This is a genomic window from Amycolatopsis nigrescens CSC17Ta-90 (assembly GCF_000384315.1).
GTDB lineage: Bacteria > Actinomycetota > Actinomycetes > Mycobacteriales > Pseudonocardiaceae > Amycolatopsis > Amycolatopsis nigrescens.
Window position 1 is genome coordinate 418262 of sequence record NZ_ARVW01000001.1, and the last position, 15470, is coordinate 433731.

General features: G+C 70.8%; 12 protein-coding genes. 5 read left to right on the forward strand and 7 right to left on the reverse strand.

Translation table 11 applies throughout. From position 1 onward, the window contains the following. The first annotated feature begins 558 nt into the window (after window positions 1–558). A complete protein-coding gene (locus AMYNI_RS0101970) occupies window positions 559–1989 on the forward strand; it encodes a S8 family peptidase (protein WP_020666283.1) in 1431 nt (476 codons plus the stop codon). Here the strand turns inward: AMYNI_RS0101970 and AMYNI_RS0101975 are convergent. The 4 genes from AMYNI_RS0101975 to AMYNI_RS0101990 all read right to left on the reverse strand — a co-directional run bounded on the left by AMYNI_RS0101975 (window position 1986) and on the right by AMYNI_RS0101990 (window position 7988). Then, window positions 1986–2768, reverse strand: a complete 783-nt coding sequence (locus AMYNI_RS0101975; RefSeq protein WP_084628629.1) for an ABC transporter permease — start codon at window positions 2766–2768, stop codon at window positions 1986–1988. The genes AMYNI_RS0101970 and AMYNI_RS0101975 overlap by 4 nt on opposite strands. Before the next feature lie 45 nt (window positions 2769–2813). Then, a complete protein-coding gene (locus tag AMYNI_RS0101980) occupies window positions 2814–3623 on the reverse strand; it encodes an ABC transporter permease (RefSeq protein ID WP_020666285.1) in 810 nt (269 codons plus the stop codon). Continuing rightward, complete coding sequence (locus tag AMYNI_RS0101985; RefSeq protein WP_040406376.1) at window positions 3623–4537, reverse strand: ABC transporter ATP-binding protein; 915 nt, start codon at window positions 4535–4537, stop codon at window positions 3623–3625. Before AMYNI_RS0101985 ends, AMYNI_RS0101980 begins: the two co-directional genes overlap by 1 nt. Window positions 4538–4643: 106 nt before the next feature. Then, the gene (locus AMYNI_RS0101990) at window positions 4644–7988 is read right to left on the reverse strand and encodes a phosphodiester glycosidase family protein (RefSeq protein WP_020666287.1); all 3345 of its coding nucleotides are present in this window, start codon (window positions 7986–7988) and stop codon (window positions 4644–4646) included. A gap of 367 nt (window positions 7989–8355) precedes the next feature. Between AMYNI_RS0101990 and AMYNI_RS0101995 the strand changes: the two genes are divergently transcribed. Next, entirely contained in the window at window positions 8356–8970 is a 615-nt protein-coding gene (locus AMYNI_RS0101995) for a hypothetical protein (RefSeq protein WP_020666288.1), read from the forward strand. A gap of 59 nt (window positions 8971–9029) precedes the next feature. On the opposite strand, the gene AMYNI_RS0102000 is transcribed toward AMYNI_RS0101995, so the two are convergent. Further along, complete coding sequence (locus AMYNI_RS0102000; RefSeq protein WP_020666289.1) at window positions 9030–9854, reverse strand: DinB family protein; 825 nt, start codon at window positions 9852–9854, stop codon at window positions 9030–9032. Between the two features lie 35 nt (window positions 9855–9889). Continuing rightward, on the reverse strand, window positions 9890–10621 hold the full coding sequence (locus AMYNI_RS0102005) for a FadR/GntR family transcriptional regulator (RefSeq protein ID WP_245573853.1): 732 nt from the start codon (window positions 10619–10621) through the stop codon (window positions 9890–9892). Between the two features lie 129 nt (window positions 10622–10750). Between AMYNI_RS0102005 and AMYNI_RS0102010 the strand changes: the two genes are divergently transcribed. The 3 genes from AMYNI_RS0102010 to AMYNI_RS0102020 all read left to right on the forward strand — a co-directional run bounded on the left by AMYNI_RS0102010 (window position 10751) and on the right by AMYNI_RS0102020 (window position 14852). Further along, window positions 10751–12190 carry a sialate:H+ symport family MFS transporter gene (locus AMYNI_RS0102010; protein ID WP_026359954.1) on the forward strand — a complete coding sequence of 480 codons (1440 nt, stop codon included), beginning with the start codon at window positions 10751–10753 and terminating at the stop codon, window positions 12188–12190. Continuing rightward, on the forward strand, window positions 12187–13101 hold the full coding sequence (locus tag AMYNI_RS0102015; protein WP_020666292.1) for a dihydrodipicolinate synthase family protein: 915 nt from the start codon (window positions 12187–12189) through the stop codon (window positions 13099–13101). The genes AMYNI_RS0102010 and AMYNI_RS0102015 overlap by 4 nt, the downstream gene beginning before the upstream one ends. Before the next feature lie 122 nt (window positions 13102–13223). Then, a complete protein-coding gene (locus AMYNI_RS0102020; protein ID WP_020666293.1) occupies window positions 13224–14852 on the forward strand; it encodes a purine-cytosine permease family protein in 1629 nt (542 codons plus the stop codon). Between the two features lie 62 nt (window positions 14853–14914). Here AMYNI_RS0102020 and AMYNI_RS0102025 read toward each other — a convergent pair whose 3' ends face one another. After that, window positions 14915–15466 carry a hypothetical protein gene (locus AMYNI_RS0102025; RefSeq protein WP_020666294.1) on the reverse strand — a complete coding sequence of 184 codons (552 nt, stop codon included), beginning with the start codon at window positions 15464–15466 and terminating at the stop codon, window positions 14915–14917. Between the last annotated feature and the right edge of the window lie 4 nt (window positions 15467–15470).

Sequence of the window (15470 nt, forward strand, 5' to 3'; positions counted from 1 at the left end):
CCCCCGGGCGCGTCTGCCTGCTGTCCTGGCTCCGAGACGGGTGTCTCGAAGCCGGAGCAGCCGGTAGGACGCGGCCGCGCAGGGGCCCCTTCCTGTTTGTTCCGCGCTGGTGGTCACCAGCGGCGGGAATCCTTGCCTCGCGCCGTGACGGCGCCGGAGAAACCGGCGGCCCGCCGACAGCAGGTCCGCTCGGCGACCGGCCGGGCCGGGCTCGCGGAAAGCCTCCGCCTACCCCGCCACCCCATTGTCGAGCCGCTCACAGGAGCAGCGACGTGTGGTGCTCGTTCAGCCTGTCACCGGGCCGCAGTTCCGTTGCGCGCCGCGTCCATACGGTGCGTTCCGGCCCAGCGGCCAACCTGAGTATCCCACACGACGCGCCGTCCGCCTCTCGGTCGGTGCGGCCGGCGACGCCGCGGCACGCCTCACTAGGGGCTGAACGGGCGACACGCGGGCACCGGGTGGGGGAACTTCGCGGCAGACCTTGTCCGCCTCCCGGTGGGTGGCTAGCGTGCGGCTCGGGGTGGGCCAAAACAAGATCCGCATCCGGTTGGAGGTCCGGTGTCGCTGCTGCGGCTGACGGTCGCGAGCCTGATGCTGGCGACCGCGGTCACCACCGGTTCGGCGAGCGCCGACGAGGCCGGCTCGGGCTGTGTCACCACCGGCCGCGAACTGCGCTACCTGGTCGTCTTCGACCGCGGCACCAGCAGGGCGGACGCCGAGGCCCAGATCGCCGCCGCCTGCGGGGTGCCCGGCGGCTACTACCCGCAGATCGCGGTCGGGATCGCCGGTTCGCCGGATCCCGGTTTCGGCAGGCGGATCGGCCTCGACCGGGCGTTCAGCGCGCAGGCCGAGCGGCTGGCCACGCATCGCCTGAACGGCTCCGACGCGCCGAAGTCCGCCGGCGCGCGGCCACGGCTTTCCCCGGTCGCACCGGACGCGGTACCGGTCGCCGACCGCACGGCCGAGCAGTGGGACATGCGCTCGATCAACGCCTCGTGGCCAGCTTCGGTCAGCCCGGGCAGCCGGGACGTGGTGGTGGGCGTGCTCGACTCCGGGGTCGACCCGGCCCATCCCGACCTCGCCGCGGCGGTCGAGCCGAAGCTTTCCGCCGGCTGTCTCACCGGTACCCCGGACACCGCCGAGGCGGCATGGGCACCCACCACCTCGGCACACGGCACGCACGTCGCGGGCACGATCGCGGCCGCCAACGACGGCAGGGGCGTCACCGGGGTGGCCCCTGGTGTGCGGCTGGCCTCGATCAAGGTGATCGACGACCGCGGCCAGGTGGACCCGGAGGCCGCGGTGTGCGGCCTGATGTGGGCCGCCGCGCAGCACATCGAGGTCGCGAACAGCAGTTTCACGGTCGGGCCGTCCTCGCTGTCCTGCGCTCCGGGCGACGAGCACCGGGTGGTGCACGAAGCGATGGCGCGGGCGGTGGAGTACGCCACCGCGGCCGGCACGCTGACCGTGGCGGCGGCGACCAACGAAGCGGTCAATCTCACCCCGTCGCCGCGCGCGGGCGTACGCACTCCGCCCCGGTCGAAGAGCTGCGAAGCTTCGCCGGCCGGGTTACGCGACGTGGTCACCGTGTCCGCGATCGGCGCCGACGAGGTGAAGAGCGGTTACAGCTCGTATGGGCTCGGCGTGATCGACGTCACCGCGCCGGGCGGCGACACCGGTGGCTGCGTGCTCTCCACCGTGCCCGGCGGGTACGAGCCGCTGTGCGGGACTTCGATGGCCGCGCCGCACGTCGCCGGAGTGGCCGCGCTGCTCGCCTCAGCGCATCCCGGCTACGGTCCCCGGCAGCTGAGGCGGGCGATCGAACAGCAGGCGAGGCCGATGGCCTGCCCGACCGACTACGACCTCACCGGCGACGGCCACCAGGACGCGTACTGCGCCGGCTACACCGGCTACAACGGGTTCTACGGCCACGGCATGGTCAACGCGCTGAACGCGCTGAGCCCGGTCCGGCCCGGCGGCCGTTCCTAGCGGAGCAGCAGCTTGCCGATCCGGTGCGCGGCGCCGTAGACCCCGAGCGCGGCCAGGCAGACCAGGTAGGCCAGGTGCCCGAACATGCTCGGGTCGAGCACCCCGGTGGACAGTCCGCGCATCAGCTCCACCCCGTGGTACAGCGGGAAGCACTGCACCACCACGCGCAACGCCTCCGGGTACACCGTCAGCGGGTAGAAGGTGGTGGAGAACAGGAACATCGGCATCACGGCGAGCTGGATGAAGTCGAACTGCGAAGGTGACCGGATGAAGGTGGTGCACCACATGCCGATCGCGGCGAAGGCGAACGCGATGAGCAGCGCCACCGGCACCATCAGCAGCGCCAACGGCGTGGTCACCAGCCCCATCACCGCCATCACGCCGAGGAAGGCGACCGAGTAGATGCCGCCGCGCAGCACCGCCCAGCTGATCTCGCCGAGTGCGATGTCCAGCGGCCCGATCGGGGTGGCCAGCATCGCGTCGTAGATCTTGCTGTAGCGGAACTTGAAGAAGACGTTGAAGGTGGAGTCGAACATCGCGCCGTTCATCGCCGAGGACGCCAGCAGCGCGGGTGCCACGAAGGCCACGTAGCTCAGCACCTTGCCGCCGGGCCCGGTCACCTCGCTGACCAGCCTGCCGAAGCCGATCTGGAAGGCGAGCAGGTAGAACAGCGGCTCCAGCACGCCGGAGACGAACACCAGCCAGGCGCGGGTGTAGGTGAGCGCGGACCGCTCCACGAGCGCACTGGCCCGGCCCGCGTACATCCCGGCCGGGAGCATGCGCAGCAGCAGCCCGCGCCGGGGAGCCTGGTCGAGAACGGCCACTCAGACCACCAGCCGACGGTAGAAGTACTTCCTGGCGAACCAGGTCCCGGTGCCGAGCACGGCGGCCAGGTACGCGAGGTGACCGAGTGCGGGCAGCGCGCCGAGACCGCCGAGGGTCACTCCCCTGGCCAGCTCGTTTCCGTGCCACATCGGGGAGATCCAGGCCAGCCAGCGCAACGCGATCGGGATCTGGTCGACCGGGAAGAAGGTGCCGGCGAACAGCGTCATCGGCATCACCGCGAACCGGAAGATCGCGGCGAACCGCTCCCCCTCGTCGTAGGTGGTCGCCGCGATCGCCATGATCGGAGCCGCGGCCGACAGCCCGGTGAGCACACCGACCAGCACCACCAGCAGCACCCCGGCGTTCAGCCAGGCACCGAAGGCCAGCGCGACCGCCGCGTACACCGACGCGGCCAGCACCAGCCGCAACGCCGTCCAGATCAGCTGGCCGCCGAGCAGCTGACCCGGCGTGATCGGGGTGGCGGTGACCGCCAGATAGTCCTTCTGCCACTTGAAACCGGACAGCACCGGGTAGCTCGCCTCGCCGACACCCTGCATCAGCGCGCCGGAGACGAGCAGCGTCGGTGCCACGTAGTGCAGGTAGGACAGCCCGCCGGTGGCCGCGCCCGGCTGGACCTGCGAGCCGAAGCCCAGTCCCATCGCGGTGAGGAACAGCAGCGGCTGCAGCCCGGTGGAGTAGAAGGTGGTCTTCCAGTACCGCCGGTACCAGGTCCAGTGCCCCTCCACCCGGAGCCAGGCCGCTCGCCACGAGCCGACCACCTGGCCCGAAGAGATCGTATGATCCGTCATCAGTCCACCAGCGTCCGCCCGGTCAGGCGCAGGAAGACGTCCTCCAGGGTGCTGCGGCGGACCAGGCTGGACAGCGGCCGCACCCCCTCGGCGTGCGCCTTCTCCAGCGCGGCCTCCCCGGCCTCGGTGTAGAGCAGCACCCGGTCCGGCAGCACCTCCACCCGTTCGGCCAGTGCGGAAACCGTGTCCACGACCGCGTCCTGGGTGCCCGGCGCGAACCGCAGCTCCAGCACCTCGCGGCTGGAGTACCGCCGGATCAGCTCGGCGGGCGAGCCCTCCGCGGCGATCCGGCCGCCGTCCATCACCACCAGCCGGTCGCACAGCTGCTCGGCCTCGTCCATGTAGTGCGTGGTGATGATCAGCGTGACGCCCTGGGACTTCAGCCGGAACAGCCGGTCCCACAGCAGGTGCCGGGCCTGCGGGTCGAGCCCGGTGGTCGGCTCGTCGAGCAGCAGCAGCTCCGGGTCGTTGACCAGGGACCGCGCGATGGTGAGCCGACGCTTCATGCCGCCGGAGAGCGATTCGACCTCCGCTTCGGCGCGGTCCGAGAGCTGGGCGAACTCCATCAGCTCGATCGCCCGCTCCCGCACCTTCGCGCGGGAAAGCCCGAAGTACCGGCCGTAGACGTGCAGGTTCTGCCGCACGGTCAGCTCGGTGTCCAGGTTGTCCTGCTGCGGGACCACGCCGAGCCTGGCCCTGATCCGCGGCCCTTCGCGATCCGGGTCCATGCCGAGCACGCGCAGGTCGCCGTCCGAGCGCGGGGACACGCTCGCGATCATGCGCATGGTCGAGGACTTGCCGGCCCCGTTCGGCCCCAGGAACCCGAACGCCTCACCGCGATGGACCTCTACGTCGATCCCCCGGACGGCCTCGAAGTCCCCGAAACGCTTCACCAGTGCCTTGGCCTGGACCATCGTCGGTTCGTCGTGCACGCTTCGCACCCTAGAACCCGGCCCCGACAGAATCGATCGCTTTTCGCCCCGCCCACCGCAAACCGGCAAAAAGTCGGCTATTTGCCGGTCAGCGGATGAGGGTGTGGAGGGGGCGGGTGACGGAGTTGACGGTGACGGTGAGGGTGGCGGTGCCGGGGCGGAGGGCGGTGAGCACGCCGGTGGCCGGGTCGAAGGACGCCACGTCCCCCGGTGCCGGCCGGGTGCTGCCGCCCCACCAGGCCGGCTCGACGATGTGCGTGCCGGGGGCACCGCGCCAGTCCGCGCTCACCGGGTAGCCGACCGGCACCGCGCGGCCGCCCTGGGAGACCACCGCGCGCACGTCGCCGCGGGCGCCGGTGGCCAGCTCGGCCGGGCCGGTGAGGGTCAGCTCGTCCACGTTCGGCCTAGTCTCCGCGCGCACCGGGGCGGCCCGGTCGGCCGGGTTCATCCGCAGCATCGTCCAGCCGACGAAGCCGCCGTCGCCGGGCGCCGCGGCCGGTGCCTTGCCCGAGTTCCCGTTCACCAGGTACGGCACACCGTCCACTCTGGACATGCTGAAGACGCCGGCGTGGGAGGCGACCGCGGCCGCCGGTTTGCCGGAGTCGCGCTCGAAGCCGGTCAGCCACTCGGTGAGCAGCTTCGCCTCCTTGCGGTCGGCCAGCTGCGAGTTCCCGGTCGGGCTCGGGTCGGTGACCGGGTGGTGCATGGCCACCAGCACGCCGCGGACCGCGCTGTCCCCGCGCGCCCCGTCCAGCGCGTCGCGCAGCATCCGCACCTGGTCGAAACCGCCGCCGCGCAGGCTGCCGCGCGAGGAATCCAGCAGCACCAGCCGGATTCCCCGGACGTCCAGCACGCGGTGGGTCTGCCCGAACTCCGCCTGGAACTCGGTCAGGCCGGTGCCCCCGTCCGCCTCGTGGTTGCCCGGCAGGTAATGCCATGGCGCGCGGCCGTCGAGCTCCTCGCTGATCACCTTCCTGGCCAGGTCGAAGTCCGGGGCCGTGCCGCGGTCCACGAAGTCGCCGTTGAGCAGCACCAGGTCCGGTTTCGCGGCCACCGCCTCGCGCAGCGCGCGCCTGGCCTGCGCGACCAGCGGGCCGGTCGGGTCGTCCGCGGTGAACTGCGCGTCGCTGACCACCGCGATCCGCGGGCCGTCGCCTTCGGAGTTGCCGTCGGTGACCACGGCAGGATCACGCTCGGGCGGGTCCACCGGCACCTCGGCCGAAGGCGCGACCGACACCGAGAGGTCGTCGAACACCAGCCGCCCTTCGTACTGCTGGTCCGGCATGTTCTCCACCGCGTAGAACCTGCTCAGCCGCTGCCCGGCGGGCAGCCCGGCCGGGATCGCCGCCTCCACCCGGCGCCAGCCGGTCCAGTCCACGCTCAGCGCGAGGTCCACAATGGACGGAACGTTCGCGGCGTCGCGCAGTTCGGCGCGCAGCCAGGCACCACGGCCGTCCCCGTTGACCCACAGGCCAATCTTCTGGCTGCCCGGCGGCAGCGCGATCGGCGCGGCGGCGTTGACGTAGGCGGCCCTGGTCGCCGTGGTGCCGGTCAGCCGGTAGTCCAGCGCCAGCCCGGAACCGCCGTCCCGCCCCGGCGCGGTGGACAACGCCGCACCGACCACGGCCGGGAACACCGTGGCCTGCCAGCCCGCCGGACCGTCCAAAGGCGACAGGACGCGGTCCGTGGTGCCCACGGACGCGGCCAGGTGCGTGCTCAGCCCGGCCGCTGTGGCGGTGATCGGGGCAGCACCGGAGCCGGCCAGCGCGGTGACCGCGAACCCGGTGCCGTCCGGTTCGATCCGCACCACGGCCGGGTCGTAGTCCAGCTTCACGTCGTCCGGGTCGATCCAGGTGCCGTAGCCGTCCGCGTCGTAGCCGTAGACCTCGAACCGGCCGCGCGCGCCGGGGCCGGACAGCGCGACCTGCTCGGCGCTGGTGCCCAGCCGGACCGGCTTGCCCAGCACCGACAGCGTGGTCTTGCCGCGCACCGCGCCGTCGGCCGCGTAGACGTCCACGCTGTCGTGCCGGTCGGGGACGAACGGGTTGGCGCGCGCGGTGAACCGGCCGTCGGTGACCGAGCCGCGCACCGGGTTGGTGGTGAACCACCGCGGCCGCGCGCCGACCGCGGCGCCGGTCTCGTCGTGGCCGCCGGCGACCAGGTCACGGGACAGCCCGGAAAGCACCCGGTCCGACCTGCCGTCGCGCACCGCCGGGTGCGGGGCGAAGCCGGTGAGCCGGCCGCTGCCCGGCGCGGTGCCGAAGCCGATTCCGTTGGGCACCAGGCGTTCCCCGCCGTCCGACGGCGAGTTGCGCAGGTCCGGCGCGGCCTCGCCCTGCGCCCTGGCCAGCAGGGTCGACGAGCCGCCGCCGTCGAGGTTGATGGCGTCGTCGGCACCGAGCGAAACCAGGTGCCTGGCGAGTTCGAGCTCGGTCATCCCGCGGCTGTCCGCCTGCCTGCCGTCGATGGTGGCCAGCCACATCCGGGAGCCGTCCGCGGAGAAGCCGACCGCGGTGCGGGGATGCGCGGTGACCGCGTCCACCGGCTCGATCCGCCCGTCCCGCACCAGCACCTTGTTGCCGCCGACCGCCACCGCGACCTTGCCCGCGTCGGTGCGCGGCGCGTAGGCGACCGCGACCCGCTCCCCCACCCGCAGCCCGGCGAGCACGTCCACCGCCGCATCCCTGGCCAGCAGGACGGTGCCGCCCGCGGCGATCGGCCCGTCGGCGGGCCGCGGGCGCAGCTCGGTGACCACGCCGTCGCGCAGTTCGACCTCCAGCACCCGCTGGGCGCCGGCCACCGCGGTGGCGCGCGACGCGGCGCCCCAGAGCGGGGTGTAGACGCCGAGCCCGCCGTCGGGCAGCACGGCACCGTTGAGGTTGGTCGCCTTGGCCGTCTTCCCACCGGGCAGCGAGACGGTGGCGTCCAGGAACACCTCGGCCAGCCTGGCCTTGCCGTCCTCGGTGACCGCCGCGGTCAGGTTGTGCCCGGCGGCGGGCGCGGTCTGCAGCACGCCCTCGTCGATCCCGACGCCGAGCGGGGCACCGGTGGCGTTGATGTCGAAGAAGTCCCCGTTGACCCCGGCCACCGCGCCGGTCCGGCGCAGCTGCTCGGACAGCGGGGTGCGCGCGGCGACCTGGCCGGGGCTGAGGTAGCTGGGCCGCACCGCCGGAGAGCCGAGATCGACGGTGAGCGTGTCGCCGCGGATCCAGCCCGCCGGGTCGTAGCGGTCGAACTCGGTGAGGTTCAGCCCCGGCGCCACCGCCGAGGTCGCGGTGCTCGTCACCAGGCCGTCGTCCGCAGCGGTGCCGAAGGTGCGCGGGCCCTCGGCGGCGGAGGAGGCGGCCGGCGCGCCCTCCACCGGAGGCGGCCCGAGCGGGGCGGCCAGCGAGTCCGCGCCCACCGGCACGGCGGGCAGCACGGCCAGTGACACCGCGAGAACAGCTATTACTGAGCGCGACTTTCTCACCGAGTACCCCACTAACGAGTGAATGGTCTCGACCACCACACCCCATCCGGGCCACCGGCGGAAGTCCCTGGGGTGAACAGTGGCCGAACCGTGCCGGTCCGCCGGTGCCCGCCGGCGGCCGCAAATCCCTCCGGAATGGCCGGTAATCGATGTTCGGCCTCACCGGCAGACGACCGAGAAGACAATCTCCTCGAATTAGCGACAGCGCGGCATCGAATTCGATATCCATGCCATATTTCCCAGTTCGCGAACTGTGGTCCAGCTCAACTTGTCATCTTCGGAATAGCAGCCATAGCCTTCCGTCGTAATCCCCCGACAAAAGGAAGAAACTATGACCATCGCCAGGTTCAGCAAGCCGATCGCCGCCGTTGTCACCGCCGGCGTGTTCACCGCCGGTTTCGCGCCGACTACCTTCGCCGCCACCGGAAACACCGCCACCCCAACGATTGCCAGCACCACCGCGCTGGCGGAGGCGAAGTCCGAGATCACCGTGCTGGCGAACAGGGTGGCCGCGCTCGGCGACACTTCTTCCGCGCAGCAGCTCGACCGGTTCACCGCGGCTTTGAACGACCCCGCCGCCACCGATATCGACATCATCGGCGAACTGAAGAAGCTTGCGAAGTTCCTCCAGCCGATCGTGGTGGAGGCCCTTCGAGTGGGCGGCCCGATCGCCGCGGACGTGCTCGAATCGATCGCGAAACTGGTCTCCTCCATTCCCGGCGTCGGTATCGGCGGCCCGATCACCGAGGCCGTGCTCAAGCCGATCGCCACCCTGATCCGGCTCGGCGCGCCCGCGCTGGCCGACCTGATCGAGAAGATCGAGATCGAGGGCGTCGCCAAGGACGACGCGCGACAGCGGTTCGGCACGCACCTGCGCGGCGAGGGCCTGCCGGCTGACTCCGCCGACGCCTTCGCTGCCGCCCTCGCCGAGATCTACGCGAGCTGAGCCGGCCGCACCCGCGGTGGTGGCCGGCCGGCTCCCGGCGGGCCACCACCACGGGCGGTCTAAGGCATCCGCAGGACCCGCAGGAAGGCGGGCAGCAGCCACGGCCGGCGGCCACTGACCACGACCCTGCCGGTCGACAAGGCCCGCAGCCTGCCGATGCGGTGGAACATCATCAGGTTCAAGGTCGACGGGTCGAAGGACAGGCGCACGTCGGTGGCGCCACCGGGCTCTTCGACCGTCACCCCGCCCGCGCGTAGCACCAGCACCACCGGCGTGGTGTGCCGGGAGCGAAACTCGACGGCGATGCGGCGATCCGGCGCCGGGCCCACCAGGTTCCCCACGTCGTTGCGCAGCAGGCCGACGAGGAACAGCTCGAAGAACAGGGCCGCGTCCGGCGCCGGTATCGGCCAGCGCGACCGGGTCGCGACCGCGATGTCGCGGCCGTGGATGAGCAGTTCGTTGAGCAGATGGGCGAGCAGGCCGTCGAGCGGGACCCTGGCGCCGCCAAGCCAGGTGACCGTCCGCGCCGGGTCAAGGCCGTCGGTCACCAGCAGCAGGTGGCCGATCTCGGTGCGCAGCCGCTGGGCGAGCGCTCGCGGATCCCGTTCGGTGAACAGCTCCAGGGTCCGCTCGTTGAACTCGGCAACCGTGTCCAGGGTGGCGCCAAGGACCAGGTCCTCGGGGACGGCCGAACGCTCGGCCGGACGGGCCAGCGCGGTGTACATCCAGGCGATGGCGGTCACGTGCGCGGCGGTCTCGGCCACCGACCAGTCCGTGGTCGCCATCGCCCCCGGCTCCGGCGCGGTGGCCACCAGCTCGGCGAACCTGTCCCCGGTCTCCCGGACCGACGCGCGAACCGCCTGCCAGTGATCATGCCCGGCCACCGCGGCCCCTCTCCACGAAGCGGTATCACCGCACGTTAACGCTCCGCGGGCTCCTGCGGTTCTTCTGCCGTGCCCAGTTCCGCGGTCACCCTGGCCCTGATGCCGCGGAAGTGCTCGTCGACGGCGGCGCGCAGGGCGGGTTCGTCCTCGGCACGCAGGGCTTCCAGGATCTCGCGATGCCAGCCGGCGGTGACCGCGGGCGAACTCTCCCCGCGCGGCAGCTCGCGGTCCAGTGAGTTGAACACCCGCCAGAACACCCGCAGCAGGTCCAGCACCAGCTCGTTGCCCAGCGGCCGGTACAGCGTCTCGTGGAACCGCCAGTCCGCCTCCGGTGCGTACTCGCCCTTCTCGGCCTCCGCCTCCATCGCCCGGACGGCACGTTCCAGCTCCGCCAGGTCGATTTCGGCGTCCAGCACTCGCCGGACGAGTCCCAGCTCCAGTACCTCGCGCACCTCCAGCAGGTCGCGAATGTCGGAGAGGTCACCGTTGATCGACCTGGCGCTGCGGAACGTGAGGCCGTCTTCCAGGCCGCCGAGGGACACCGAGCCGACATAGGTGCCGTGGCCGTGCCGGATGTCCACGATGCCCAGCGCCTCCAGCGCCTTCATCGCCTCGCGCAGCGGATGCCTGCTCACTTCGAGCTCCTGGCTGAGTTCCAGCTCGGTGGGCAGCGGGGACCCCGGCCCCAGCCCGCGCTCGACGATCAGCCGTTTGATCGACTCCCGCAGGGCCCGCTGGTTGGCACGGGCGCCGGTCGGAGGGCTCACCGGGTTCTCCACATCGCTCGAGTGTAGGCAGGCGATTGCGCACCACCGCTTGCCCAGACGGGTTCCGGGAGCTACCTTACCCGAACACATAGGACATCCTATGTCTTCCCGTCTCCCGGAGGTCTGGCCATGGCAGAGTCGCCGCCCAGCGCCCGAATGTCGTTCCGCGGACTGCCGGGTGCCCAGCGCAAGGCGTTCTTCGCGGCCTGGCTCGGCTACCTGCTCGACGGGTTCGACTTCATCCTGATCACCCTGGTGCTGACCGAGATCCAAGCCGACTTCGGGCTGTCCAAGACGCACGCCGCCACCCTCGTCTCGGCCGCCTTCGTCTCCCGCTGGCTCGGCGGGCTGGTGCTCGGCGCGCTCGCCGACCGCTTCGGCCGCAAACCCGCGATGATCGCCTCCATCGTGGCGTTCTCGGTCGGCAGCGCGCTGTGCGGATTCGCCTGGGACTACTGGTCGCTGTTCCTGTTCCGCGCCATCGTCGGCCTCGGCATGGCCGGCGAGTACGGCACCAGCGCCACCTACGTGATGGAGTCCTGGCCGAAGCAGATGCGCAACCGGGCCACCGGCTTCCTGCTGTCGGCCTACCCGATCGGCACCGTGCTGGCCGCGCAGGTGTACGGCCTGATCGTGCCGAACCTGAGCTGGCGCTGGCTGTTCTACGCCGGCCTGATCCCGATCGCGCTGACCCTGTACCTGCGGCGCTCGCTGCCCGAAGCGGAGGAATGGCAGAAGGAGGTCGGCGACCGCGAGGACGTCAGCACCTCCTCGGTGCTGTTCTCCCCGCGACGACGATTGCCCAACGGGCTGCTGGCCGCGGTGCTGGCGATCGCGCTGGTGCTCATCTTCAGCCAGCAGACCGGCGGTTTCGGCCCGCTGCTGATCGCGGTGGCGGTGCTCGGGTTCGTGTTCTTCGCGGTGCAGCTGGCCGGGCGGATGTGGCCGGTGATGATCGCGATCATGCTGACCGTGTTCTGCGCCTTCCTCTACTCCTGGCCGATCCAGTCGCTGCTGCCCACTTATCTCAAGTCCGATCTCGGCTACACCGCCGGGCAGGTCTCCACCGCGCTGACCTGGGCCGGGCTCGGCTACGCGGCGGGCTCCTGCCTGGCCGGGATGCTCGGGGACAGGCTCGGCACCCGGCGGGCCTACGTGCTCGGCCTGTTCGTGTCGCTGCTGTTCGTCTTCCCCGTGTTCGCCCTGCCGGCCGGCAACGTGGTGCTGCTCTGGGTGCTGCTGTTCGCCATGCAGGCCACCAGCCAGGGCATCTCCGGGCTGCTGCCGAAGTACATCGGCGACCACTTCCCGACCCGGCTGCGCGCGGCCGGTCTCGGCTTCTCCTACAACGTCGGCGCGCTCGGCGGTGCGGTCGCGCCGATCGCCGGCACCGCGATCGCGGCCGGCATCGGCGGCCTCGGCACCGCGCTGGCCGTGCTCGCCGGCACGCTCACCGTCGTGGTCGCGCTGATCATCGGGCTGAACCTGCCCGCCAGGCTCGGCCGCGCGCTCAAGATCGACTCGGACGCACCAGCCCTCACCACCCCGGAAAGGACAGCACAATCGTGATCTCCCTGCACGGCGTCATCCCGCCGCTGGCCACCCCGATCGGCCCCGACGGGGAGGTGGACCGGCGCTCGCTGGAGCGCCTGATCGCCTTCCAGCTCGACGCCGGGGTGGACGGGGTCTTCCTCGGCGGCTCGACCGGTGAGATCGCGCTGCTGGACAGCGCCCGGCAGCGGGCCGTGCTGGAGGTCGCGGTCGGCACCGTGGCCGGCGCGGTGCCGGTGCTGGCCGGCGCGGTGGATACCGGCACGCTCCGGGTGATCGAGCACGCCAGGCGCGCGGCCGAACTGGGCGTTGACGCGGTCGTGGTGACCGCGCCGTTCTACGTGCAGCCGCATCCGGCGGAGATCGTCGGGCACTTCCGGGCGGTGCAGGCGGCGGTGGACCGTCCGCTGATCGCCTACGACATTCCCAGCGCGGTCGGCAGCAGGCTCACCCCGGACGTGGTGGCCGAGCTGGCCGAGTCGAAGCTCGTGGTGGCGCTGAAGGACTCCAGCGGGGACCTGGAGTCCTTCCGGGAGATCCTGCGGCGGGTACCCGGTTTCCCGGCGCTGACCGGTTCGGAGCTGCTCGCGGACACCGCGCTGGGGATCGGCGCGAACGGCCTGGTGCCCGGCCTCGGCAATGTGGACCCGCACGGTTACGTCCGGCTCTACCGGGCGATGCGGGACGGCGACCTGGCGACGGCGAGGGCCGAGCAGGACCGGCTGGCCGGCCTGTTCCGGATCATCTCGGTGGCCGACCGGCGTCGGATCGGCTTCACCGCCGGCGCGCTGGGCTCGTTCAAGGCGGCGATGGCCCTGCGCGGCATCATCGACCACCCGGCCACCCATCCCCCGCTGCTGCCGCTGGACGACACCGAGACCGCCACCATCACCACCCTTCTCGACGAAGCCGGCCTCGCGCACATCTGACGTCGTGAGTGGAAAGTGTTGCCGGGGCAACACTTTCCACTCACGACCGTTAACCTCCGGAAACATGATCGTCACGGGGACGCGACGGCGCCGGTAACGTCAGGTTCCTAGCTTTTCCCGCCATGGACACCGCCCAGTCGACACCAGCCACCCGCGGCGTGGACGCCGCGACCAGGGAAACGCTGGAGGACTACACCCTGCGGTTCGCGCCGCGCGGCTACCGGCGCTGGAGCCCGGCCGTGGTCGGCGCGTCCGCGCTGGGCGGGATCGCCTACATGGCCGACTTCTCGATCGGCGCCGGGATCGGCCTGACGCACGGCACCTCGAACGCGCTGCTGGCGATCCTGGTGGCCGCGGCGGTCATCTTCGTGACCGGGTTCCCGCTGGCGTACTACGGCGCGCGCTACAACATCGACCTGGACCTGATCACCAGGGGTTCCGGCTTCGGCTACTACGGCTCGGTGCTGACCAGCGTGATCTTCGCCAGCTTCACGTTCATCTTCTTCGCCACCGAGGGCTCGATCATGGCGCAGGGCCTGCGTTTCGGGCTGGGCATTCCGTTGTGGCTGGGCTATCTGCTGTCCACCCTGGTGATCATCCCGCTGGTGGTCTACGGGATGAAGGCGCTGGCGAAGGTGCAGACCTGGACGAACCCGCTGTGGCTGGTGCTGATCGTCGCCCCGCTGGTGTACCTGGTGATCGCCGATCCCGGTTCGGTGACCCGTTTCCTCAACCACCAGGGCACTTCCGGAGTGTCTGGTGTGGACACCGCTTCGGTGATGCTCGGTGCCGGGGTGTGCCTTTCGCTGATGGCGCAGATCGGCGAGCAGATCGACTACCTCCGTTTCATGCCGCCGAAAACGGCGGCCAACAGGCGATCCTGGTGGACCGCGGTGGTGCTGGCCGGTCCGGGCTGGGTCGTGTTCGGCGCGCTGAAGCAGGCGATCGGCGTGTTCATGGCGGTGTACATCCTGGACGCGGTGGGCAGCGCGGCCGCGGTGGAGCCGATCGAGCAGTTCACCGCCGTGTTCACCAAGATGATGCCGCCGTGGCTGGTGGTGCCGCTGGCGCTGGTGCTGGTGGTGCTCAGCCAGGTCAAGATCAACGTGACGAACGCCTACTCCGGCTCGCTGGCCTGGACGAACTCCTTCACCAGGGTCACCAAGCGCTATCCGGGTCGGCTGGTGTTCGTGGTGGTCAACCTGACCATCTCGCTGATCCTGATGGAGGCGAACATGTTCAGCTTCCTGAACAGCCTGCTCAGCTTCTACTCCAACTGCGCGATCGCCTGGGTGGTCACGGTGGCCACCGACATCATGGTCAACAAGTACCTGCTGAAGCTCTCCCCGAAGATCCCCGAGTTCCGCCGAGGCATGCTCTACGCGGTCAACCCGGTGGGCGTGGTGGCCTTCCTGGCCTCCTCTGGCATCTCGATCGCGATGTACTTCGGCGCGTTCGGCGGCGGCGTCCAGCCGTACTCGCCGGTGGCCGCGGTGGTGATCGCGCTCGTGCTCACCCCGGTGCTGGCGATCGTCACCCGTGGCCGCTACTACCTGCGGCGCACCGACGACGGGATCGAGGAGCCGCTGCTGGACGCGGACGGCAACCCGAGCGGCACCCGCTACCTGTGCACGGTGACCGGCGAGCACTTCGAGCGGCCGGACATGGTGGCCAGCGCCCAGGGCGGCTACATCTCCTCGCTCAGTCTGAGCACCGACCGCACCGGCACCCACGTACTCCCGCCCCAGTAGCCCTCGCCGACGTCGTGAGTGGAAAGTGTTGCCGGGGCAACACTTTCCACTCACGACCCTGATCAGGCGTAGGCGGTCAGCGAGTACACGTTGAAGTGCTTCCAGGTCTTGTCCGTGGACAAGTACAGGAACACCCCGTTGCCCAGCTCCACCGCCTCCATGCCCGGCGCCGGGTTCGAATAGCGCGGCCCGATCCCGACCACCATCGGGTAAGGCTTGGGGTAACCACGCTCCTGGTAGTAGGGCAGCACGTGCTCGAACACATCGATATCCTCGAAGAGGCCGGCCGAGAGCGCGTTGCCGTCCGGTTTGCACTTCCATTCGGACAGGATCTGCGGGTACGTCGGGTCGTTGACCGTCACGTTGAAGGCGAGATCGATCAGCACTCGGCGCGGTCCGCCCAGCGAACTGGGAACACCGTCCAGCAGGTATTCCCGATAGTAGTCGAGCGAGGCGCGGTACTCCGCCTGCATCAGCAGCAGGTATTCCAGTACCGACCAGCCTTCCACTCCGCCGCCACCACGGACGGAAAGCGCCCCGGCCATCTTGTTCGAAATGCTGCCGAACCCGTCGATGGCTCTCTTGGCGAAATCGGCGAGCGATATCTGCACCATGACC